The following is a 19,542-nucleotide window of genomic DNA, read 5'->3' as shown; positions in this document are numbered from 1 at the left end:
ACAACCCCTTAGAAATAACCCTGACGTTTTTTGTCTTCCATGGAGCCTGCGCCATCGTGGTCGATGACCCGGCCCTGGCGCTCGGAAGTTCGCGTCAGGAGCATTTCCTGAATGATGTCCGTGAGGCTTTCGGCCTCGGACTCCACCGCGCCCGTCAACGGGTAGCAACCAAGGGTACGGAAACGCACTTTCTTTTTGACGATGCGCGCTTTGTCTTCGTCGGACAGGTGTTCGAGGATGCGCTCGTCGTCGATCATGATCAGCGTGCCGTTCTTCTCGATCACTTCACGCTCGGCGGCGAAGTACAGCGGCACAATCGGGATGCCTTCGAGGTAGATGTACTGCCAGATGTCCAGCTCGGTCCAGTTCGACAACGGGAACACACGAATGGATTCGCCCTTGTTGACCTTGCCGTTGTAGACGTTCCACAGCTCTGGGCGCTGGTTTTTCGGGTCCCAGCGGTGCTTGCTGTCGCGGAACGAATACACGCGCTCTTTGGCGCGGGACTTCTCTTCATCGCGACGGGCACCGCCGAACGCTGCGTCGAAACCATGCTTGTCGAGCGCCTGTTTCAGGCCCTCGGTTTTCATGATGTCGGTGTGCTTGGCGCTGCCGTGGGTGAACGGGTTGATGTTCTGCGCCACGCCATCCGGGTTGATGTGCGTGATCAGGTCCAGGCCAAGCTCTTCGACCATCTTGTCGCGGAACTTGTACATTTCCTGGAATTTCCAGCGGGTGTCGACGTGCATCACCGGAAACGGCAATTTGCCCGGGAAGAACGCCTTGCGTGCCAGGTGCAGCATCACGGCGGAGTCTTTACCGATGGAGTACAGCATCACCGGGTTATCGAACTCGGCGGCCACCTCGCGGATGATGTGGATGCTTTCCGCCTCCAGCTGTTTCAGATGCGTCAGTTTGTCGACCATGGCTACTCACGAAAGCTTTCTTATGAACGGCCAGCGGGCCGTGTTCGAGCGGGGAATCCTAGCACAGCGACCTCTTCTAATCAGGACGCTAACTAGAACGAAAGGGCATATGAATATGCCCCACAGTTCGGCCAACCCGCCCCTGTAGGAGCTGCCGAAGGCTGCGATCTTTTGATCTGGCCTTTTAAAAAACAAGAGCAAAAGATCGCAGCCTTCGGCAGCTCCTACAGGGGAGGGAATCAGATCGGGTTGGGGATGTCGATGAAGATGTGTTCGACGGCGAAGCGTTTTGCCAAGTAGTCGCCCAGAGCCTGCACGCCGTAACGCTCGGTGGCGTGGTGGCCGGCGGCGATGAAACTGATGTCGTTTTCCCGGGCGCTGTGGAATGTCTGCTCGGAAGCTTCACCACTGAGAAACAGATCGACACCCGCCGCCACGCCGTGATCGATGTATCCCTGGCCACCGCCAGTGCACCAGCCAACCCGTCGGATCATCCCGCTGCCTTCAACCAGCAGCGGTTCACGGCCCATTACTTCCTGAACCTTGCGGGCGAAATCACGCGGGGTCATTGGCTCGTTAAGCGAACCGACAAGCCCGACTATTTTCAGATTGTCCGGATCCAGCGGCCCTTCGACGGTGATATCCAACTGACGCGCCAACTGCACGTTGTTGCCGACATCCGGGTGCAGATCCAGCGGCAAGTGATAGGCGAGCAGGCTGATGTCGTGCTTGAGCAAAGTCTTCAAACGACGCTGCTTCATGCCCGTGACGCAGGGGTTTTCGCCCTTCCAAAAGTAACCGTGGTGCACCAGCACCAGATCGGCCTCGGCCTCGACGGCGGCATCGAGCAACGCCTGGCTCGCAGTGACGCCGCTGACGATGCGCATCACTTGCGGACGGCCTTCGACCTGCAAGCCGTTGGGGCAATAATCGGCAATTTTTGCACTGGCCAGGTATCGGTCGGCTTCTTCGACGAGGGTGCTGAGGGCAACGGCCATGAAAGACTCCTAAATATCCCGTTCAGAGGCACGCGCGGCCTCGTATAATGCGCGACATTATGGGCGGTCTGACTTCGCCTGCAACTTTTCCAGGACGTGCTTAATGTTCAAGGCGCTGCGTTTTTTTGGCTGGCCATTGTTGGCCGGTGTGCTTATCGCTCTGTTGATTATTCAGCGATACCCGCAGTGGGTCGGGCTGCCGAGCCTCGACGTCAACCTGCAACAGGCGCCGCAGACCACCCGCGTGCAGCAGGGGCCGGTGTCCTATGCGGATGCGGTGACGATCGCCGCGCCATCGGTGGTCAACCTGTACACCACCAAAGTCATCAACAAGCCGGCGCATCCTTTATTCGAGGATCCACAGTTCCGCCGTTTCTTTGGTGACAACTCGCCGAAGCAGAAGCGCATGGAGTCGAGCCTCGGTTCCGGCGTGATCATGAGCCCGGAAGGCTACATCCTGACCAACAACCACGTCACCAGCGGCGCCGACCAGATTGTCGTAGCGCTCAAGGATGGCCGGGAAACCCTGGCCCGAGTGATCGGCAGCGACCCGGAAACCGATCTCGCCGTCCTGAAAATCGACTTGAAAAACCTGCCAGCGATCACTGTCGGCCGTTCCGACAGCATCCGCATCGGCGACGTTGCGCTGGCCATCGGCAACCCGTTCGGCGTCGGCCAGACCGTGACCATGGGCATCATCAGCGCCACCGGGCGTAATCAGTTGGGCCTGAACAACTACGAAGACTTCATCCAGACCGACGCGGCGATCAACCCGGGCAACTCCGGCGGTGCACTGGTGGATGCCAACGGCAACCTCACCGGCATCAACACGGCGATTTTCTCCAAGTCCGGTGGCTCGCAGGGCATCGGTTTTGCCATCCCGGTGAAACTGGCGATGGAAGTAATGAAGTCGATCATCGAGCACGGGCAGGTAATTCGCGGCTGGCTCGGTATCGAAGTGCAGCCATTGACTCAGGAACTGGCCGAATCGTTTGGTCTGTCCGGGCGTCCGGGCATTGTCGTCGCCGGGATCTTCCGCGACGGCCCGGCACAGAAGGCCGGCCTGCAATTGGGCGACGTGATTCTGAGCATTGATGGCGAACCGGCCGGCGATGGTCGTCGCTCGATGAACCAGGTGGCGCGGATCAAGCCGACCGACAAGGTCACGATTCAAGTGATGCGTAACGGCAAGGAGATCAAGCTCTCGGCGGAAATCGGCCTGCGTCCACCGCCGGCGCCGGTGAAGGAAAAACAAGAGTAAAAATTTATTCGCGTCGACGGCGCGAATAAAAGACATTCTCAAAAGGCATGTTATATTGTTTCAATCTAACAATTGGAACAACATAACATGTCGTCTCGAACAAAGGCCTCGCTGCTTGGCCTGACTCTCGGTCTACCCCTTGCTTTGCTGGGCGATGCGGCCTTTGCCGAAGAGTCGCAACCGCTCGAACTGGACGCGATCAGCGTTACCTCCGATTACGAATCCCCCACCGGCCCGGTCAAGGGCTACCGCGCCACGCGCTCATCCAGTGCGACCAAAACCGACACCGCGATACGCGATATCCCGCAGGCAATCAGCGTGGTGCCCGCGAGCGTGCTCAAGGATCTGGGCAGCACCAGCGTCGAGCGCGCGCTGGATTTCGCCGGCGGCGTATCGAAGCAAAACAACTTCGGCGGCCTGACGCTCTACGAATACAGCGTGCGCGGTTTCACCACCTCGGAGTTCTACAAGGACGGCTTCAGCGCCAATCGTGGCTACCCGAGCACACCGGACGCAGCCAATATCGAGCGTATCGAAGTGCTCAAAGGCCCGGCGGCCAGCCTTTATGGCCGTGGAGACCCGGGTGGCACGGTGAACATCGTCACCAAAAAACCACAGCCCGAAGCCTTTACCACGTTGCAGACCAGCGCTGGCAGTTGGGATCGTTATCGCACGGCGCTGGACGTCAACACCCCGCTCGATGAACAGGGTGACGTGCTCTCGCGGATCAACCTTGCAGTCGAGGACAACCACAGCTTTCGCGATCACGTCGACAGCAAACGCGTATTCGTCGCGCCCTCGATCAGCTGGCAACTGAACCCGGATACGTCGCTTTTGGTGGAAAGCGAAATCGTCCGCCACAGTTCGACGTTCGACCGTGGCATCGTCGCGCCGAACAATAAGTGGAGCGGTGTTTCACGTTCGACGTTCCTCGGCGAGCCCAACGACGGCAACATCGACAACCACAACAACCTGCTTCAGGCGACGCTCGAGCACCATCTTAACGACAGCTGGAAACTGCGCCTGGCCAGCCATTACAAGGAAGGCAAACTCTGGGGCGATGCCTCTGAAAGTCGCCCGTTGAACGCCGATGGCCACACCGTCAACCGCCGTTACCGCGAGCGCGATACCAACTGGCACGACAGCATCACCCAACTGGAATTGCGCGGTTTGTTCGACCTCGGCCCATGGCAGCACGAACTGCTGATCGGCAGCGAATACGAGAACTTCCGCAAGAACGAGCGCGTCACCACCCTCGCCGGCGGCCCCTACGCCATCGACATTTACAAACCGATCTACGGCCAGCAGAAACCCAACGGCGCCCGCTCGGGCACTGACACTTTCGAGCACCTCGAAAGCCATGCGCTGAACCTGCAGGATCAAATCGTCTTTACCGACAAATTGCGCGGGATGATCGGCGCACGCTTCGAACACTTCGAACAAAACATCAATGACCACAGCCGCAACGCCAGCAGCCGTCAGACCCACGACGCTCTCACCCAGCGCGCCGGCCTGCTCTATCAACTGACGCCGAACACCGGCCTGTTCGCCAACGCCTCGACCTCGTTCAAACCGAACAACGGTCTTGATGCGACCGGCAAATCCTTCGATCCGGAGGAAGGTGTCGGCTACGAAATCGGCATCAAAAACGAACTGTTCGACGAACGTCTGAGCAGCACCCTCGCCTTCTTTCACATCGACAAGGAAAACGTCCTCGCGCTCGACCCCGCCACCGACACCAACCGTGCGATGGGCAAGGCGCGCAGTCGCGGTTTCGATCTGCAGGTGACCGGCCAAGTCACCGATGCCCTGCGGGTGATTGGCGCCTTCGCCTACATCGACGCCGAAGTAACTCAGGGTGACGCCGTGATTCCCACCGGCAGCCGCATCCTCGGCGTGGCCAAACGCAGCGGCAGTCTGCTGGGTGTTTATGAATTTCAGGACGGGCTTCTGCGCGGCTCGGATGTTGGCGCCGCGTTCACTTATGTCGGTGACCGCTCGGGCGAATCCGGCAGCGACTTCGAATTGCCGGCCTATCACACCGTCGACCTGCTGGCCCATTACAAGGCCAGCGACAACGTCACCGTCGGCCTGAACCTGAACAACGTTTTCGACGAAAAATACTACGAGCGCTCTTACAGCAACTACTGGGTCAACCCCGGCGAGCCGCGCAATTTCACCGTCAGCCTGTCACTCAATCTGTAAAAGGACGTCACCATGCAATACGGCAAAACCCTGCTGGTCATCGCCGCGCTGTTCGCCGGACAAGCCTCGGCCCATGGGCTATGGACCGAACAACGGCGCGGCAACATCGAAGTGATCTACGGCCACGGCGCCGAGGACAACGCCTTCAAGGCCCAGAAAATCAGCGGCGCGTGGGCCTATGACGCGGGCGGCAAGATGATCCCGGTCAGCGTCGAGCGCCTGCCCGATCACGCCCGTCTCAAGCCGCTGAAAACACCCGCGGTCATGGCCGTGGCTTTGAATAACGGGATGTGGTCGCAAACCGCTGACAAGAAGTGGATCAACGAAGGTCGCAGCAAAGTGCCGGGCGCAGTCGAGGCGACGCAGACGTTCAAGTACAGCCTGGCGATTTATCAACCGGGGGCGAAGCTGCCTAAGCTGGATCAGATCAAGCTGCTGATTCTGCCGGAAGTTGATCCGCTGACCGTCGGCCCGGGCAAATCATTGCCGGTGCGCGTGTTGCTTGATGGCAAACCGGCGGCGGGCGTCAAGTTGATCGGCGATTACCGCAGTGCACCGAATACCCTGAGCACCGAGACTGACAAGGACGGCCGTGCGCAGGTGCTGGTGCGAAATGAAGGGTTGAATGTGATTGCGGCACAGGTTGAGGTGCCGGTGAAGGACAGTGTTGATGTGAATAGTCGCGGGTTGTTCAGTTCGCTGACGTTTTTGGGTGAACCGCATCACGAATAATCAACACAAATCCCTTGTAGGAGTGAGCCTGCTCGCGATTGCGGTGTGTCATTCAACTCACATGTTGAATGCTGAAACGCATCGCGAGCAGGCTCACTCCTACAGGGTTCAGCGGTGGCTCAAAGCTCGCCGAGGCCGTCAATCAACGCCTGATTCTGCTCCGGCGTGCCAATCGAGATCCGCAGGAACTGCGCAATCCGCTCTTGCTTGAAGTGCCGCACAATCACGCCCTGCTCGCGCAGTTTCGCCGCCAACCCTGCCGCATCATGTTGCGGGTGACGGGCAAAAATGAAGTTCGCCGCCGACGGCAACACCTCAAAACCCTTGTCCTGCAATTGCGCGACAACCCACTCGCGACTTTCGATGACCAAACGGCAAGTCTTGTCGAAATACTCACGATCCTCGAATGCCGCCGCCGCGCCGACGTTCGCCAAACGATCAATCGGATAAGAGTTGAAGCTGTTCTTGATGCGCTCCAGCGCCTCGATCAGATCCGGATGCCCCACCGCCAGGCCAACCCGCAGGCCCGCCAACGAACGCGACTTGGACAGGGTCTGCGTCACCAGCAGGTTCGGATAACGATCCACCAGGCTGATCGCCGTTTCACCGCCGAAGTCGATATACGCCTCGTCCACCACGACCACCGAATTCGGGCTGGCGATGAGAATCCGCTCAACCGCATCCAGCGCCAACAGGCAGCCAGTCGGGGCGTTCGGGTTAGGGAAAATGATCCCGCCGTTTGGCTTGGCGTAATCCGCCGGGTTGATCTGGAACTGCGCATCCAGCGGCACCGCGTCGAACTTGATGCCGTACAAACCGCAATACACCGGATAAAAGCTGTAGCTGATGTCCGGGAACAGAATCGGCTGATCGTGTTGCAGCAAGCCGTGGAAGATGTGCGCGAGCACTTCGTCCGAACCGTTGCCGAGGAACACCTGATTGGTCTGCACGCCGTAATAAGTGGCGACGGCGTTTTTCAGCAAATCGCTGTTCGGGTCCGGGTACAGGCGCAGGTTGTCGTTGAGTTCGGTCTGCATTGCCGCCAAGGCTTTTGGCGACGGGCCGTACGGGTTTTCGTTGGTGTTGAGCTTGACCAGCCTGGTCAGCTTCGGCTGTTCGCCCGGCACATAAGGCACCAGATCCTTGACGAACGGGCTCCAGAATTTGCTCATGTTCAGTTCCCCTGACCTTGAAGAAAGTCTTCGTCTTTGATGCGGTATTCGGCGCTACGTGCGTGAGCGCTCAGCGATTCACCACGAGCCAGAACGGACGCAGTCTTGCCCAGTTCGGAAGCACCGGCCTCGGAGCAGAAGATGATCGAGGAACGCTTCTGGAAGTCGTACACACCCAGCGGCGAAGAGAAACGCGCGGTGCCGGAAGTCGGCAGCACGTGGTTCGGGCCTGCGCAGTAATCACCCAGCGCTTCAGAGGTGTGGCGGCCCATGAAGATCGCACCGGCGTGGCGGATCTGCGGCAACCAGGCCTGCGGGTCGGCGACCGACAGTTCAAGGTGTTCTGGCGCAATGCGGTTGGCGACTTCGATGGCCTGGGCCATGTCACGCACGTGAATCAACGCACCGCGGCCATTGATGGAAGTTTCGATGATGGCTGCGCGATCCATGGTCGGCAGCAGCTTGTCGATGCTCGCGGCGACCCTGTCGAGGAACTCGGCGTCGGGGCTGACCAGAATCGCTTGCGCGTCTTCATCGTGCTCGGCCTGGGAGAACAGGTCCATGGCGATCCAGTCCGGGTCGGTCTGACCATCGCACACAACGAGGATTTCCGAAGGGCCGGCGATCATGTCGATGCCAACCTGACCGAAAACGTGGCGCTTGGCGGTGGCGACATAGATATTGCCGGGGCCGACGACCTTATCCACTTTCGGCACGCTTTCGGTGCCATAGGCCAGCGCGGCAACGGCTTGTGCGCCACCGATGGTGAAGACCCGATCGACGCCGGCAATGCACGCGGCAGCGAGCACCAACTCGTTGATTTCACCCCGCGGGGTCGGCACGACCATGACCACTTCGGTCACGCCGGCAACCTTGGCCGGAATCGCGTTCATCAACACCGACGACGGATACGACGCCTTGCCGCCCGGCACGTAGAGGCCCGCGCGATCCAGCGGCGTGACCTTCTGGCCCAGCACCGTGCCGTCGGCCTCGGTGTAGCTCCAGGAATCCTGTTTCTGTTTTTCGTGGTAGCTGCGCACGCGGGCCGCGGCTTTTTCCAGCGCTTCACGCTGCGCTACGGTGATGCGGGTCAGGGCCAGTTCCAGGCGTTCACGCGGCAGGATCAGGTCAGCCATCGAGGCGACATCGAGACCGTCGAACTTCTTGGTGAACTCGACCAACGCCGCGTCGCCACGCTCGCGCACAGCCTTGATGATGTCCAGCACGCGCTGATTGACCGAGTCGTCAGACACACTTTCCCAGCTCAGCAGATGATCCAGATGATGCGCGAAATCCGGGTCAGCAGCGTTGAGTCGGCGAATTGCAGTCGGTGCGGTCATAGCGAGAGCCTCATAGGAATGGCAAAAACTCAGGCGCCCTAACTTAGCAGTCGTTTCCGCTTGGGCACCTGAGATTCTGGCTATGAGGCGGATAGACGGGCGCGACTCAAGGTCGCGCAGGTGAATCAGCCGCGGTGTCGCGATTCCACTGCGTTGCGCAGGGTATCGATCAACGCCTGGATACGGGCGTGTTGCATTTTCATCGAAGCCTTGTTGACCACCAGGCGCGAGCTGATCGTGGCGATCAGTTCCTGAGGTTCCAGGCCGTTGGCGCGCAGGGTGTTGCCGGTGTCGACCACGTCAATGATCTTGTCGGCCAGGCCAATCAGCGGTGCCAGTTCCATCGAACCGTACAGCTTGATGATGTCGACCTGACGGCCCTGCTCGGCGTAGTAACGCTTGGCGACGTTGACGAACTTGGTCGCCACACGCAGGCGGCCCTTTGGCTCGGCGGCGCCGATCTTGCCGGCGGTCATCAGTTTGCACTGGGCAATTTGCAGGTCCAGTGGCTCGTACAAGCCCTGGCCGGTGTATTCCATCAACACGTCTTTACCGGCCACGCCGAGGTCGGCCGCGCCATGCTCGACATAGGTCGGCACGTCAGTGGCGCGCACGATCAGCAGGCGTACGTCTGGCTGCGTCGTGGGGATGATCAGCTTGCGGCTCTTGTCCGGATTCTCGGTCGGCACGATGCCCGCTTCAGCGAGAAGCGGCAGGGTGTCGTCAAGGATGCGGCCCTTGGACAGTGCGATGGTCAACATGGGAAACGTCAGTCCTTATCAAGGTACTCATGTCCGGTCGCAATCGGCGCCGGACACACATCGAGGTTTTCACGGATGAAAACCTCGATTCGAAACGAATTCAACGGACACGTCCCTGTGTCCACATGCAGTTATCAGCCCGGAACGCGACGGATCTTGGCGCCCAGCATCTGCAGTTTTTCTTCGATGCACTCGTAACCACGGTCTATGTGGTAGATGCGGTCGATCAGCGTATCGCCTTCGGCAACCAGCGCCGAGATCACCAGGCTGGCCGAAGCACGCAGGTCGGTGGCCATTACTGGCGCGCCCTTGAGCTTTTCGATGCCGGTGACGATGGCGGTGTTGCCTTCAACCTGAATATGCGCGCCCATGCGGTGCAGCTCGTAGACGTGCATGAAACGGTTTTCGAAGATCGTCTCGATCACCGCACCAGTGCCTTCGGCAATGGCGTTGAGCGAGATGAACTGCGCCTGCATGTCAGTCGGGAACGCCGGGTACGGCGCAGTGCGCACGTTGACCGCTTTCGGACGCTTGCCGTGCATGTTCAGCTCGATCCAGTCTTCACCGCAGGTGATTTCTGCGCCGGCTTCACGGAGTTTTTCCAGAACGGCTTCGAGGATGGTCGGATCGGTGTCCTTGACCTTGACGCGGCCACCGGTCACGGCAGCAGCGACCAGATAGGTGCCGGTTTCGATACGGTCAGGCATGACTTTGTAGAAAGCCGAACCCAGACGCTCGACGCCATCAATGGTGATGGTGTCGGTGCCGGCACCGGAAACCTTGGCGCCCATGGCGTTGAGGAAGTTCGCCAGGTCAACCACTTCAGGCTCGCGGGCGGCGTTCTGCAACACGCTGCGGCCCTTGGCCAGAGCAGCAGCCATCATAATGTTTTCGGTACCGGTCACACTGACGGTATCGAAGAAGAAGCTTGCACCGCGCAGACCGCCCTCAGGCGCCTTGGCCTTGATGTAGCCGCCTTCGACGTCGATCACTGCGCCCATGGCTTCGAGGCCACGGATGTGCAGGTCAACCGGACGCGAACCGATGGCGCAACCGCCAGGCAGTGCGACTTCGGCTTCACCGAAACGGGCAACCATCGGGCCAAGCACCAGGATCGAAGCACGCATGGTTTTCACCAGTTCGTACGGGGCGATCAGGGTCTTGATGGTGCGCGGGTCGATTTCGACGCTGAGCTTCTCGTCGATCACCGGCTCGATGCCCATGCGACCGAACAGCTCGATCATGGTGGTGATGTCGTGCAGGTGCGGCAGGTTGGCCACAGTCACCGGGCCATCGCACAACAAAGTGGCGGCCAGGATCGGCAGGGCAGAGTTCTTTGCCCCGGAAATGCGGATCTCGCCATCAAGACGAGCGCCACCGGTAATAATCAATTTATCCATAAGAATCTCGACGCCCTTAGGCTCAGGTGCGCTCGGCCCAGGCCGCGCTGCTGAAAAATTTCATAGTGACCGCATGGATGCTGCCATCGGTGATCCATGGGTTCAAATGGGCATAGATCTGCTGCTGACGCTTCACCGGGCTCAACGCCGCCAGTTCATCGCTAATCACGTTCAGCTGGAAATTGCAGCCTTCGCCCTCAACTTCTACCAACGTTCCGGGCAGCTTTCCTTCTAGGAAGCTCTTCACTTCTACGGCCTGCATGCTCAACCTCAATCGGCGCCCTGTGCGCACGGGTCGGACATCATACAAAAAAGCCCCGCGCCTGCGAACCCCGCATGGCAGGACTCTGACGGGGGGCTTCTTTAATGATGCGGGTTCAGGGTTGCGCCAACAGTTCGGTCAGTTCACTGACCTGAGCAATTTCGCGCATGTCTTCGGGCATCGCGCGGATGCTGACAGCCTTGCCGGCCGCCTGTGCATCGCGCATGAAACACAGCAGCAACGACAAACCGACGCTGCTGGATTTCTTTACGGCCGAGCAGTCGATGACCAGCGAAGACGCCTTGCTGGACTTGATCAGCGCCTGACCTTCCTTGCGCAGATCAGGCCCGGTGCGGTAATCCAGCACTCCGCTGAGCAAGAGCTCGTCAACATCACTCATACGAACTGCAGCCTCATTCATTGCGCTGGCTTCTCGGCAGCTTTTTCGGTGGTTTCCTTGGCCTTGGCCACCTCACCGGCCCAACCGTTGATGGTTGCGTCCAGATTGTTGCCATTGCGCTGCATCGCGTCAGCGAACTGATCACGGAACAGCTTGCCGATGTTGATACCGTTGATGATCACGTTGCGCAGTTTCCACTCGCCGTTGATCTTCTCCAGCGTGTACTGCACAGGATAGACCGCGCCACTGCTGCCCTTGACGGTCATGTTGACGCTGGTGCGATCGCCCGACTCATCCTTGGCAGGGTCAACGGTAATGCCCTGATTGTTGTACTCGAGCAAGGCGTTGCCGTAGAACTGGAACAGGCCCTTCTTGAAGTTCTCCTGGAAGGTTTGCATCTGCGCCGGCGTGGCCTTGCGCGAATACTTCACCGTCATGATGCTTTTCGAAATGCCTTCGGCATCCACCACCGGCCCGACGATGCTGTTGAGCGCCGCGTAGAAATCGGTCGGATCCTGCTTGTATTTCTCTTTGTTGGCAGCCAGATCGGCCAGCAACCGGGTGGTTGTGTCCTGCACCAGATCATGGGCCGAAGTCGCAGCCACGGCGTTACCCATCAAAGGCAGGGCCGCCAGTAACACCAACAGGCTGCGTCGCAAGATAGAGATCATTCAAAAGCTCCTCATTTGGCGTCTTTGCTAACGGTATTGAGCAGGAATTTACCGATCAGGTCTTCCAGTACCAGAGACGACTGCGTGTCGTGGATGGTTCCACCATCCTTCAGAGCGGTGTCTTCCCCGCCTACGCTGATACCGATGTACTTCTCGCCCAGCAGACCCGCGGTCAGGATAGACGCTGTGGAGTCAGTCGGCAGATTGTCGACTTTTTTATCCACTTGCAGGGTCACCCGACCGGTGAAGCTGTCGCGATCCAGATCGATTGCAGTGACCTTGCCGATGGTGACACCGGCCATGGTCACTTTGGCTCTGACCGTCAAACCGGCGATATTGTCGAAATACGCATAAAGTTTATAGGTCTCGGTGGTCGAAGTCGGAGACAGCCCACTGACCCGCAAAGCAAGCAGCAACAGAGCCAGGATCCCTGCCAGCAGGAACAGGCCGACACCGATTTCCAGGGTGCGGTTTTGCATCAGAAATCTCCAAACATCAAAGCGGTCAGAATAAAGTCCAGGCCCAGTACTGCCAGCGAGGCAAACACTACGGTCTTGGTGGTGGCACGACTGATCCCCTCGGAAGTGGGCTCACAGTCATAGCCTTGGAATACGGCGATCCAGGTCACGACAAAGGCGAAAACGATACTTTTGATGACGCCGTTGAGCACGTCACTGGTGAAGGTCACACTGTTTTGCATGTTCGACCAGTAAGACCCTTCATACACACCCAGCCAGTCGACAGCGACCCACGAACCGCCCCAGATGCCCACCACGCTGAAAATCATTGCCAGCACCGGCAGGGAAATGAAACCGGCCCACAGTCGCGGGGCAATAATGTATTTAAGCGGGTCGACACCGATCATTTCCAGACTGGAAAGCTGTTCGGTGGACTTCATGTTGCCGATTTCCGCGGTCAACGCCGAACCGGCGCGCCCGGCAAACAAAAGCGCGGTCACCACCGGGCCAAGCTCACGCAGCAGCGTCAGCGCAACCATCTGCCCTACCGCCTGCTCCGATCCGTAGCTCGACAGGATGCTGAACCCCTGCAACGCCAGAACCATGCCGATGAAAACCCCGGAGACCACAATGATCACCAGCGACATGACGCCGACCGAATGCAGTTGCTTGACCAGCAGGCCAAATCCGCCGCTGATGCCGCCACGTCCAACCAAAGCATGAAACAGGAACAGCGTCGCCCGACCGAACACCGCAATGGCGTCGATCGCCGCTTCGCCGAACCGGCGCACGCGTTCTATTAATGAAATTCTGCGCATCAGCGCTTCCCCAGAAGATCTGCGCGGTAGTCCGTCGCTGGAAAATGGTACGGCACCGGGCCATCAGGATTACCGGACATGAACTGACGGATACGCGGCTCATCCGAGTTCATCAACTCGTCCGGCGTACCCTGCCCCAGCACCTGACCATCACCCACTACATAGATATAGTCGGCAATGCTCGCGGTTTCAGCCAGATCGTGGGACACCACGATACTGGTGATGCCCAGCGCATCATTGAGCAAACGGATCAGACGCACCAATACGCCCATGGCGATCGGGTCCTGACCGACGAATGGTTCGTCGTAAAACAGGATCTGCGGATCCAGTGCAATGGCACGGGCCAGAGCCACGCGACGCTTCATGCCGCCGGACAGTTCATCGGGCATCAGCTCGATGGCACCGCGCAAACCGACCGCCTGCAATTTGAGCAGGACGATGTCGCGGATCATTTCTTCCGGCAACTCGGTATGAACGCGCAGGGGAAAAGCGACGTTCTCGAAGACATCGAGATCGGTAAACAGCGCGCCGCTCTGAAACAGCACACCCATGTGCTTGCGCGCATCGAACAGATCGCTGCGCGACAGCGCAGGCAGGTTCTGACCGTTGACCCAGACTTCGCCGCTGGCAGGGCGCAACTGAGCCCCCATCAACCGCAGCAGCGTGGTCTTGCCACACCCGGAAGGTCCCATGATGCCGGTGACCTTGCCGCGCGGGATGCGAATATCGACGTTATTGAAAATGCTGCGCGCACCGCGCTTGAAGGAGACTCCCTTCAGCTCGACCGCGTAGGCGTTATCGGCACTCATCTAAACTCCTTGCGATGCAGCCTCTCACTCGGACGCCTGGCTTTGGTTAAAAAGCACGTACGTCCCGGGCAGGCCGAACTGGCGGCGAACTATATCACTGCAAAGGCCAAGCGCCCAACGCTTGTACCGCCCCGTGTTCAGCGAGATGACAGGTGCGGAGGCGCTTTTGCCGGGTTTTGGTAACACGGGATGACAAAGCATGACGAACTTGCGTGAGGCTTTGCTACATAACCGCTATAATCGCCGCCTTTTCATCGGGCTATACGATTTCTGACATGAGCCAATCCAGCGACCTGATTCAATCGGCACAACGCACCATTCGCCTCGAAGTGGAAGCCGTACAAGGCTTGTTACCCCATATCGACGCCGATTTCGTACGCGCCTGCGAGATGATTCTGGCCAGCAAGGGCCGTGTGGTCGTGGTCGGCATGGGCAAATCAGGGCACGTCGGCAACAAGATCGCCGCGACCCTGGCCAGCACCGGCACCCCGGCTTTTTTCGTTCACCCGGCCGAAGCCAGTCATGGCGACATGGGCATGATCACCCGTGATGACGTGATCCTGGCCCTGTCGAACTCCGGCTCGACCAACGAAATCGTCACCTTGCTGCCATTGATCAAGCGTTTGGGCATCCAGTTGATCAGCGTCACCGGCAATCCGGCCTCGCCGCTGGCCAAAGCCGCCGAAGTGAACCTCAACGTTCACGTCGAGCACGAAGCCTGCCCGCTGAACCTGGCGCCAACCTCGTCGACCACCGCAGCGCTGGTCATGGGCGATGCCCTGGCCGTGGCATTGCTGGAAGCTCGCGGGTTTACCGCTGAAGATTTCGCCTTCTCCCATCCAGGTGGCGCCCTTGGCCGTCGCCTGTTGCTGAAAGTGGAAAACGTCATGCACGCCGGGCAGGAGTTGCCGCAGGTGCAACGCGGTACGCTGCTCAAGGACGCGCTGATGGAAATGACTCGCAAGGGTCTGGGCATGACCGCCATTCTGGAAGCCGACGGCAAACTCGCCGGGATCTTCACCGACGGCGATTTGCGCCGCACCCTTGATCGCAGCATCGATATTCGCAGTGCGACCATCGACCAGGTGATGACAGCCCACGGCAAGACCGCCCGGCCCGAGATGCTCGCCGCCGAAGCCCTGAAAATCATGGAAGACCACCGAATCAACGCACTGGTAGTTGTCGACGAGGAGGATCGCCCGGTCGGCGCCTTCAACCTCTCCGATCTGCTGCGCGCAGGAGTGATGTAAATGAGCGACGATCTGCTGCAACGCGGCAAAGCCATCAAACTGGCGGTTTTCGACGTCGACGGCGTCCTCACTGACGGACGCCTGTACTTTCTTGAAGACGGTAGCGAATTCAAGACCTTCAACACCCTCGACGGTCAAGGCATCAAAATGCTCATGAACGCCGGCGTGCAGACCGCTATCATCAGCGGTCGCAAGACGCCAGTGGTCGAACGCCGGGCAAAAAACCTCGGCATCCCGCACCTGTTTCAGGGACGCGAAGACAAATTGGTGGTTCTGGACGGCCTGCTTGAGCAACTGGGCCTAAGCTATGAACAAGTCGCCTATCTGGGCGACGATTTGCCTGACCTGCCGGTGATCCGCCGCGTCGGTCTGGGCATGGCCGTCGCCAACGCTGCTGATTTCGTCCGCGAACACGCCCATGGCGTTACCCGCGCCCGAGGTGGTGAAGGTGCTGCCCGCGAATTCTGCGAATTGATCCTGCGCGCCCAGGGCCGCCTCGATGCGGCCAACGCCGCGTACCTGTGAGCCAAACCATGTTCAGCAAAAAATTTCGTAACTTCCTGCTGTTCGGCTGCATCGCTGCGTTATTTGCAGCGGTCGGCTACTGGAACATCAGCCCGGAACGCTTCCTCGACAAGCCTCCGACCACGTCTGTGGAAAATCCTATCGACTGGTATGCGACCAACACGCATACCGTGCAATACCTGCCGGACGGCAAAGTGCAGTATGAAATGACGTCCGACAAGGCCGAGCACGTCAAGGCGACCGACATCACGCTGGTCACCAAGCCCGACCTGAACATGTACCGCGGAACGGATTTCCCGTGGCACGTGACCAGCGAACGCGGCGAAGTGAATTCGGGCGGCACCGAAGTCGAATTGATCGATTCGGTACGCATCAAGCGCACCGATGAAAAGAAACGTGACACGCTGATCACTTCCACTCGCATGACAGTGTTCCCGCAGCGGGAATATGCGCAGACCGAGCAACCCGTTAGAATCGAGGGCGCTGGCGGTGTATCGACTGGCGTAGGAATGAAAGCGTACCTGAAGGAAAGCAGGATACACCTGCAATCGAACGTAAGAGGACAGTATGAGGCTCGTTAAAACCCTCCCTATTTTGCTCAGTCTGGGCGCAGCACTGGGAAGCGTGAGCGCCTGGGCTCTGCCGAACGATCAAGAGCAGCCAATCCGCATTCAGGCCGACGATGCCCAGCTGGACGACAAGAACGGCGTAGCTACCTATAAAGGTGACGTGATCATCACTCAGGGCTCGATGATCGTCAAAGGCAACACCGTGACCATCACCCGCACCTCGACCGGTGATATCGACGTTGTGACGTCGGTCGGCAACCTCGCCTACTTCGAACAACTGCAGACTGCCGGCGACACCAAGCCAGTTCAGGGCTGGGGCGTGACGATTCAGTACCACGCCGCGCAAAATCGCGTCGTCCTGATCGATAAGGCCAAGGTTGTCGATAAAGACAACAACACCACCCAGGGCGAGAAAATCGTCTACGACACCGTGAAGAAACTGGCCAGCGCCGGTCGCGCTACCGGCAGCAAAGTCACCGAATCGCGTCCGCGCATCGACATGGTGATCCAGCCGAAGAAGAAAACCGAAGAGAAAAACCAGTAATGGCAACTCTGAAAGCTCAGCACCTGGCCAAGGCCTATAAAAGCCGCCAGGTCGTGCGTGACGTCAGCCTGTCGATCGACAGCGGTCAGATCGTCGGCCTGCTCGGCCCCAACGGTGCCGGCAAGACCACGTGCTTCTACATGATCGTCGGCCTGGTTCAGGCTGATCAGGGCCGTGTGCTGATCGATGATCTGGACGTCAGCCACCAGCCAATGCACGGTCGTGCAAAGGCCGGTATCGGCTATCTGCCGCAAGAAGCGTCGATCTTCCGCAAACTGTCGGTAGCCGACAACATCATGGCCATCCTCGAGACCCGTCAGGAACTCGACAAGGCCGGTCGTCGCAAGGAGCTGGAAAGCCTGCTGCAGGAATTCCACATCAGCCACATCCGCGACAACCTCGGCATGAGCCTGTCCGGTGGTGAACGCCGCCGGGTGGAAATCGCCCGCGCGCTGGCGACTGCGCCGAAATTCATCCTGCTCGACGAACCGTTCGCCGGTGTCGATCCGATTTCGGTCGGCGACATCAAGCAAATCATCCACCATCTCAAAGCCAAGGGCATCGGTGTTCTGATCACCGACCACAACGTGCGCGAGACGCTGGATATCTGCGAAACCGCTTACATCGTCAACGACGGTCAGCTGATCGCCGAAGGTGACTCCGCTACCATCCTGGCCAACGACCTGGTCAAGGAAGTGTATCTGGGCCACGAGTTCCGCCTGTAAGCGTAAAGGTGCCCGGTGAGCCGCCCGGGCGCTGTATCGGTTCAAGCAGAATTTAATACGCTTTAATTGTTACAGCGCTCTAGGCAAACACTTCAGTTTCAGGCATATAATTTGCTTAAGTTTGGCGCTTCGGCGCCCTGTAGTGGATGGCGCATCGCGCCGGCGAATAAGGTGTTAAGCCCCTGCCATGAAACCATCGCTAGTCTTGAGAATGGGCCAGCAGCTGACGATGACACCGCAGCTGCAACAGGCTATCCGTCTGCTCCAATTGTCGACCCTGGACCTGCAACAGGAAATTCAGGAGGCTCTGGAATCCAATCCGATGCTCGAACGCCAGGAAGAAGGCGAAGACTTCGACAACACCGACCCCCTGGCTGACAACGCCGAACAGAAGCCCAACACCGATATCCAGGAACCCTCCTATCAGGAAACCGCCCCGACGGTGGATAACCTCGAGGAAGGCGACTGGAGCGAGCGCATCCCCAACGAACTACCGGTCGACACTGCCTGGGAAGACGTCTACCAGACCAGCGCCAGCAGCCTGCCGAGCAGCGATGATGACGAGTGGGACTTCACCACGCGCACTTCAGTGGGCGAAAGCCTGCAAAGCCATCTGCTTTGGCAACTGAATCTCGCACCGATGTCCGACACCGATCGACTGATCGCCGTGACCCTGATCGATTGCATCAACAATCAGGGCTACCTGGACGAAACCCTCGACGAGATTCTCGAAGCGTTTGATCCGGAACTGGACATCGAACTGGACGAGATCGAAGCTGTTCTGCACCGCATCCAGCAGTTTGAACCCGCCGGCATCGGCGCGCGCAATCTCAGCGAATGCCTGCTGCTGCAATTGCGCCAGCTATCGGCCAAGACGCCTTGGCTGGCTGAAGCGAAACGTCTGGTCAGCGATTACATCGACTTGCTCGGCAGCCGCGATTACAGCCAGTTGATGCGCCGCATGAAGCTCAAGGAGGATGAGCTGCGCCAGGTTATCGAACTGGTACAGAGCCTCAATCCACGGCCGGGCTCGCAGATCGAATCGACGGAAGCCGAATACGTCGTTCCGGACGTCATTGTGCGCAAGGACAATGAACGCTGGCTGGTCGAGCTGAATCAGGAGTCGGTACCTCGTCTGCGCGTCAACGCTCAGTACGCAGGCTTTGTGCGTCGCGCCGATACCAGCGCCGACAATACGTTCATGCGCAATCAGTTGCAGGAAGCCCGCTGGTTCATCAAGAGCCTGCAAAGCCGCAACGAAACCCTGATGAAAGTGGCCACCCAGATCGTCGAGCATCAGCGCGGCTTTCTGGAATATGGCGACGAAGCCATGAAGCCGCTGGTGTTGCATGACATCGCCGAGGCGGTTGGCATGCACGAGTCGACCATTTCCCGGGTGACCACGCAGAAATTCATGCATACCCCACGCGGTATTTATGAACTGAAATACTTTTTCTCCAGCCACGTCAGCACCTCCGAGGGCGGCGAATGCTCGTCCACGGCGATCCGCGCGATCATCAAAAAACTGGTTGCCGCGGAAAATCAGAAAAAGCCGTTGAGTGACAGCAAGATCGCTGGTTTACTGGAGGCACAAGGCATTCAGGTGGCTCGCCGCACCGTCGCCAAGTACCGCGAATCCCTCGGGATCGCGCCTTCGAGCGAACGCAAGCGGTTGATGTAAGCCACGTTACAGCGTTCCAGTGGCAGGCTTTTCGG

The 19,542-nt window shown here is 58.9% G+C and carries 21 protein-coding genes; 9 read left to right on the top strand and 12 right to left on the bottom strand.

The window, feature by feature from the left end; all coding sequences use genetic code 11:
* Nucleotides 1-8: 8 nt before the first annotated feature.
* Both cysD and ICA15_RS21135 read right to left on the bottom strand, forming a co-directional pair.
* Nucleotides 9-926 (bottom strand): sulfate adenylyltransferase subunit CysD, encoded by a 918-nt coding sequence (gene cysD, locus ICA15_RS21140; RefSeq protein WP_007912374.1) that lies wholly within the window; start codon nucleotides 924-926, stop codon nucleotides 9-11.
* A gap of 239 nt (nucleotides 927-1,165) precedes the next feature.
* On the bottom strand, nucleotides 1,166-1,924 hold the full coding sequence (locus ICA15_RS21135) for a Nif3-like dinuclear metal center hexameric protein (protein ID WP_150617136.1): 759 nt from the start codon (nucleotides 1,922-1,924) through the stop codon (nucleotides 1,166-1,168).
* A 103-nt stretch (nucleotides 1,925-2,027) separates the two neighbouring features.
* Here ICA15_RS21135 and algW point away from each other — a divergent pair, with 103 nt between their 5' ends.
* From algW to ICA15_RS21120, 3 genes are all read left to right on the top strand, one after another.
* Entirely contained in the window at nucleotides 2,028-3,185 is a 1,158-nt protein-coding gene (algW, locus tag ICA15_RS21130; protein ID WP_150604399.1) for a Do family serine endopeptidase AlgW, read from the top strand.
* Nucleotides 3,186-3,272: 87 nt separating this feature from the next.
* Nucleotides 3,273-5,390 carry a TonB-dependent siderophore receptor gene (locus ICA15_RS21125; RefSeq protein ID WP_210554522.1) on the top strand — a complete coding sequence of 706 codons (2,118 nt, stop codon included), beginning with the start codon at nucleotides 3,273-3,275 and terminating at the stop codon, nucleotides 5,388-5,390.
* Between the two features lie 12 nt (nucleotides 5,391-5,402).
* The gene (locus ICA15_RS21120; RefSeq protein ID WP_150604401.1) at nucleotides 5,403-6,122 is read left to right on the top strand and encodes a DUF4198 domain-containing protein; all 720 of its coding nucleotides are present in this window, start codon (nucleotides 5,403-5,405) and stop codon (nucleotides 6,120-6,122) included.
* A gap of 119 nt (nucleotides 6,123-6,241) precedes the next feature.
* On the opposite strand, the gene hisC is transcribed toward ICA15_RS21120, so the two are convergent.
* From hisC to ICA15_RS21070, 10 genes are all read right to left on the bottom strand, one after another.
* Complete coding sequence (gene hisC / locus ICA15_RS21115; protein WP_210554521.1) at nucleotides 6,242-7,294, bottom strand: histidinol-phosphate transaminase; 1,053 nt, start codon at nucleotides 7,292-7,294, stop codon at nucleotides 6,242-6,244.
* A gap of 2 nt (nucleotides 7,295-7,296) precedes the next feature.
* Nucleotides 7,297-8,634: a histidinol dehydrogenase gene (gene hisD, locus ICA15_RS21110; RefSeq protein ID WP_150604403.1), complete on the bottom strand. Its 1,338-nt coding sequence runs from the start codon at nucleotides 8,632-8,634 to the stop codon at nucleotides 7,297-7,299.
* Between the two features lie 125 nt (nucleotides 8,635-8,759).
* Nucleotides 8,760-9,395 (bottom strand): ATP phosphoribosyltransferase, encoded by a 636-nt coding sequence (gene hisG, locus ICA15_RS21105; protein ID WP_008085048.1) that lies wholly within the window; start codon nucleotides 9,393-9,395, stop codon nucleotides 8,760-8,762.
* Between the two features lie 134 nt (nucleotides 9,396-9,529).
* Complete coding sequence (gene murA / locus ICA15_RS21100; protein WP_150604404.1) at nucleotides 9,530-10,795, bottom strand: UDP-N-acetylglucosamine 1-carboxyvinyltransferase; 1,266 nt, start codon at nucleotides 10,793-10,795, stop codon at nucleotides 9,530-9,532.
* Between the two features lie 22 nt (nucleotides 10,796-10,817).
* Nucleotides 10,818-11,057, bottom strand: a complete 240-nt coding sequence (locus tag ICA15_RS21095) for a BolA family protein (protein ID WP_007912386.1) — start codon at nucleotides 11,055-11,057, stop codon at nucleotides 10,818-10,820.
* Nucleotides 11,058-11,172: 115 nt separating this feature from the next.
* On the bottom strand, nucleotides 11,173-11,478 hold the full coding sequence (locus ICA15_RS21090) for a lipid asymmetry maintenance protein MlaB (protein ID WP_042557676.1): 306 nt from the start codon (nucleotides 11,476-11,478) through the stop codon (nucleotides 11,173-11,175).
* Nucleotides 11,475-12,128, bottom strand: coding sequence for a phospholipid-binding protein MlaC (locus ICA15_RS21085; protein ID WP_150604405.1), 654 nt, complete (start codon nucleotides 12,126-12,128; stop codon nucleotides 11,475-11,477). Before ICA15_RS21085 ends, ICA15_RS21090 begins: the two co-directional genes overlap by 4 nt.
* An 11-nt stretch (nucleotides 12,129-12,139) precedes the next feature.
* Nucleotides 12,140-12,607 (bottom strand): outer membrane lipid asymmetry maintenance protein MlaD, encoded by a 468-nt coding sequence (gene mlaD / locus ICA15_RS21080; protein WP_150595037.1) that lies wholly within the window; start codon nucleotides 12,605-12,607, stop codon nucleotides 12,140-12,142.
* Nucleotides 12,607-13,404, bottom strand: a complete 798-nt coding sequence (gene mlaE, locus ICA15_RS21075) for a lipid asymmetry maintenance ABC transporter permease subunit MlaE (protein ID WP_042557673.1) — start codon at nucleotides 13,402-13,404, stop codon at nucleotides 12,607-12,609. Before mlaE ends, mlaD begins: the two co-directional genes overlap by 1 nt.
* Nucleotides 13,404-14,213: an ATP-binding cassette domain-containing protein gene (locus ICA15_RS21070; protein WP_150604406.1), complete on the bottom strand. Its 810-nt coding sequence runs from the start codon at nucleotides 14,211-14,213 to the stop codon at nucleotides 13,404-13,406. The genes mlaE and ICA15_RS21070 overlap by 1 nt, the downstream gene beginning before the upstream one ends.
* A 275-nt stretch (nucleotides 14,214-14,488) precedes the next feature.
* Here ICA15_RS21070 and ICA15_RS21065 point away from each other — a divergent pair, with 275 nt between their 5' ends.
* From ICA15_RS21065 to ICA15_RS21040, 6 genes are all read left to right on the top strand, one after another.
* Nucleotides 14,489-15,463 carry a KpsF/GutQ family sugar-phosphate isomerase gene (locus ICA15_RS21065; RefSeq protein WP_150604407.1) on the top strand — a complete coding sequence of 325 codons (975 nt, stop codon included), beginning with the start codon at nucleotides 14,489-14,491 and terminating at the stop codon, nucleotides 15,461-15,463.
* Nucleotides 15,464-15,988 (top strand): KdsC family phosphatase, encoded by a 525-nt coding sequence (locus ICA15_RS21060; protein WP_150604408.1) that lies wholly within the window; start codon nucleotides 15,464-15,466, stop codon nucleotides 15,986-15,988.
* Between the two features lie 8 nt (nucleotides 15,989-15,996).
* Nucleotides 15,997-16,569, top strand: coding sequence for an LPS export ABC transporter periplasmic protein LptC (gene lptC, locus ICA15_RS21055; RefSeq protein ID WP_150604409.1), 573 nt, complete (start codon nucleotides 15,997-15,999; stop codon nucleotides 16,567-16,569).
* The gene (gene lptA / locus ICA15_RS21050) at nucleotides 16,556-17,101 is read left to right on the top strand and encodes a lipopolysaccharide transport periplasmic protein LptA (RefSeq protein ID WP_150792345.1); all 546 of its coding nucleotides are present in this window, start codon (nucleotides 16,556-16,558) and stop codon (nucleotides 17,099-17,101) included. Before lptC ends, lptA begins: the two co-directional genes overlap by 14 nt.
* Entirely contained in the window at nucleotides 17,101-17,826 is a 726-nt protein-coding gene (gene lptB, locus ICA15_RS21045) for an LPS export ABC transporter ATP-binding protein (protein ID WP_007953572.1), read from the top strand. The genes lptA and lptB overlap by 1 nt, the downstream gene beginning before the upstream one ends.
* Before the next feature lie 187 nt (nucleotides 17,827-18,013).
* A complete protein-coding gene (locus ICA15_RS21040) occupies nucleotides 18,014-19,507 on the top strand; it encodes an RNA polymerase factor sigma-54 (RefSeq protein WP_210554520.1) in 1,494 nt (497 codons plus the stop codon).
* Nucleotides 19,508-19,542: the final 35 nt, after the last annotated feature.

It is taken from the genome of Pseudomonas sp. P116, from assembly GCF_020149425.1.
Lineage (GTDB): Bacteria > Pseudomonadota > Gammaproteobacteria > Pseudomonadales > Pseudomonadaceae > Aquipseudomonas > Aquipseudomonas anatoliensis.
Note: the sequence above shows the minus strand (reverse complement) of the source record. Positions and strands in the feature narration are given on the sequence as shown.

Excerpts from the sequence above, each read along its gene's own strand:
- murA (WP_150604404.1), bottom strand. The coding sequence starts at position 10,795 with ATGGATAAATTGATTATTACCGGTGGCGCTCGTCTTGATGGCGAGATC.
- ICA15_RS21095 (WP_007912386.1), bottom strand. The coding sequence starts at position 11,057 with ATGCAGGCCGTAGAAGTGAAGAGCTTCCTAGAAGGAAAGCTGCCCGGA.
- hisD (WP_150604403.1), bottom strand. The coding sequence starts at position 8,634 with ATGACCGCACCGACTGCAATTCGCCGACTCAACGCTGCTGACCCGGAT.
- ICA15_RS21135 (WP_150617136.1), bottom strand. The coding sequence starts at position 1,924 with ATGGCCGTTGCCCTCAGCACCCTCGTCGAAGAAGCCGACCGATACCTG.
- hisC (WP_210554521.1), bottom strand. The coding sequence starts at position 7,294 with ATGAGCAAATTCTGGAGCCCGTTCGTCAAGGATCTGGTGCCTTATGTG.
- lptB (WP_007953572.1), top strand. The coding sequence starts at position 17,101 with ATGGCAACTCTGAAAGCTCAGCACCTGGCCAAGGCCTATAAAAGCCGC.
- ICA15_RS21060 (WP_150604408.1), top strand. The coding sequence starts at position 15,464 with ATGAGCGACGATCTGCTGCAACGCGGCAAAGCCATCAAACTGGCGGTT.
- cysD (WP_007912374.1), bottom strand. The coding sequence starts at position 926 with ATGGTCGACAAACTGACGCATCTGAAACAGCTGGAGGCGGAAAGCATC.
- ICA15_RS21125 (WP_210554522.1), top strand. The coding sequence starts at position 3,273 with ATGTCGTCTCGAACAAAGGCCTCGCTGCTTGGCCTGACTCTCGGTCTA.
- mlaE (WP_042557673.1), bottom strand. The coding sequence starts at position 13,404 with ATGCGCAGAATTTCATTAATAGAACGCGTGCGCCGGTTCGGCGAAGCG.
- ICA15_RS21065 (WP_150604407.1), top strand. The coding sequence starts at position 14,489 with ATGAGCCAATCCAGCGACCTGATTCAATCGGCACAACGCACCATTCGC.
- ICA15_RS21040 (WP_210554520.1), top strand. The coding sequence starts at position 18,014 with ATGAAACCATCGCTAGTCTTGAGAATGGGCCAGCAGCTGACGATGACA.
- lptC (WP_150604409.1), top strand. The coding sequence starts at position 15,997 with ATGTTCAGCAAAAAATTTCGTAACTTCCTGCTGTTCGGCTGCATCGCT.
- ICA15_RS21070 (WP_150604406.1), bottom strand. The coding sequence starts at position 14,213 with ATGAGTGCCGATAACGCCTACGCGGTCGAGCTGAAGGGAGTCTCCTTC.
- mlaD (WP_150595037.1), bottom strand. The coding sequence starts at position 12,607 with ATGCAAAACCGCACCCTGGAAATCGGTGTCGGCCTGTTCCTGCTGGCA.
- ICA15_RS21090 (WP_042557676.1), bottom strand. The coding sequence starts at position 11,478 with ATGAATGAGGCTGCAGTTCGTATGAGTGATGTTGACGAGCTCTTGCTC.
- ICA15_RS21085 (WP_150604405.1), bottom strand. The coding sequence starts at position 12,128 with ATGATCTCTATCTTGCGACGCAGCCTGTTGGTGTTACTGGCGGCCCTG.
- hisG (WP_008085048.1), bottom strand. The coding sequence starts at position 9,395 with ATGTTGACCATCGCACTGTCCAAGGGCCGCATCCTTGACGACACCCTG.
- ICA15_RS21120 (WP_150604401.1), top strand. The coding sequence starts at position 5,403 with ATGCAATACGGCAAAACCCTGCTGGTCATCGCCGCGCTGTTCGCCGGA.
- lptA (WP_150792345.1), top strand. The coding sequence starts at position 16,556 with ATGAGGCTCGTTAAAACCCTCCCTATTTTGCTCAGTCTGGGCGCAGCA.
- algW (WP_150604399.1), top strand. The coding sequence starts at position 2,028 with ATGTTCAAGGCGCTGCGTTTTTTTGGCTGGCCATTGTTGGCCGGTGTG.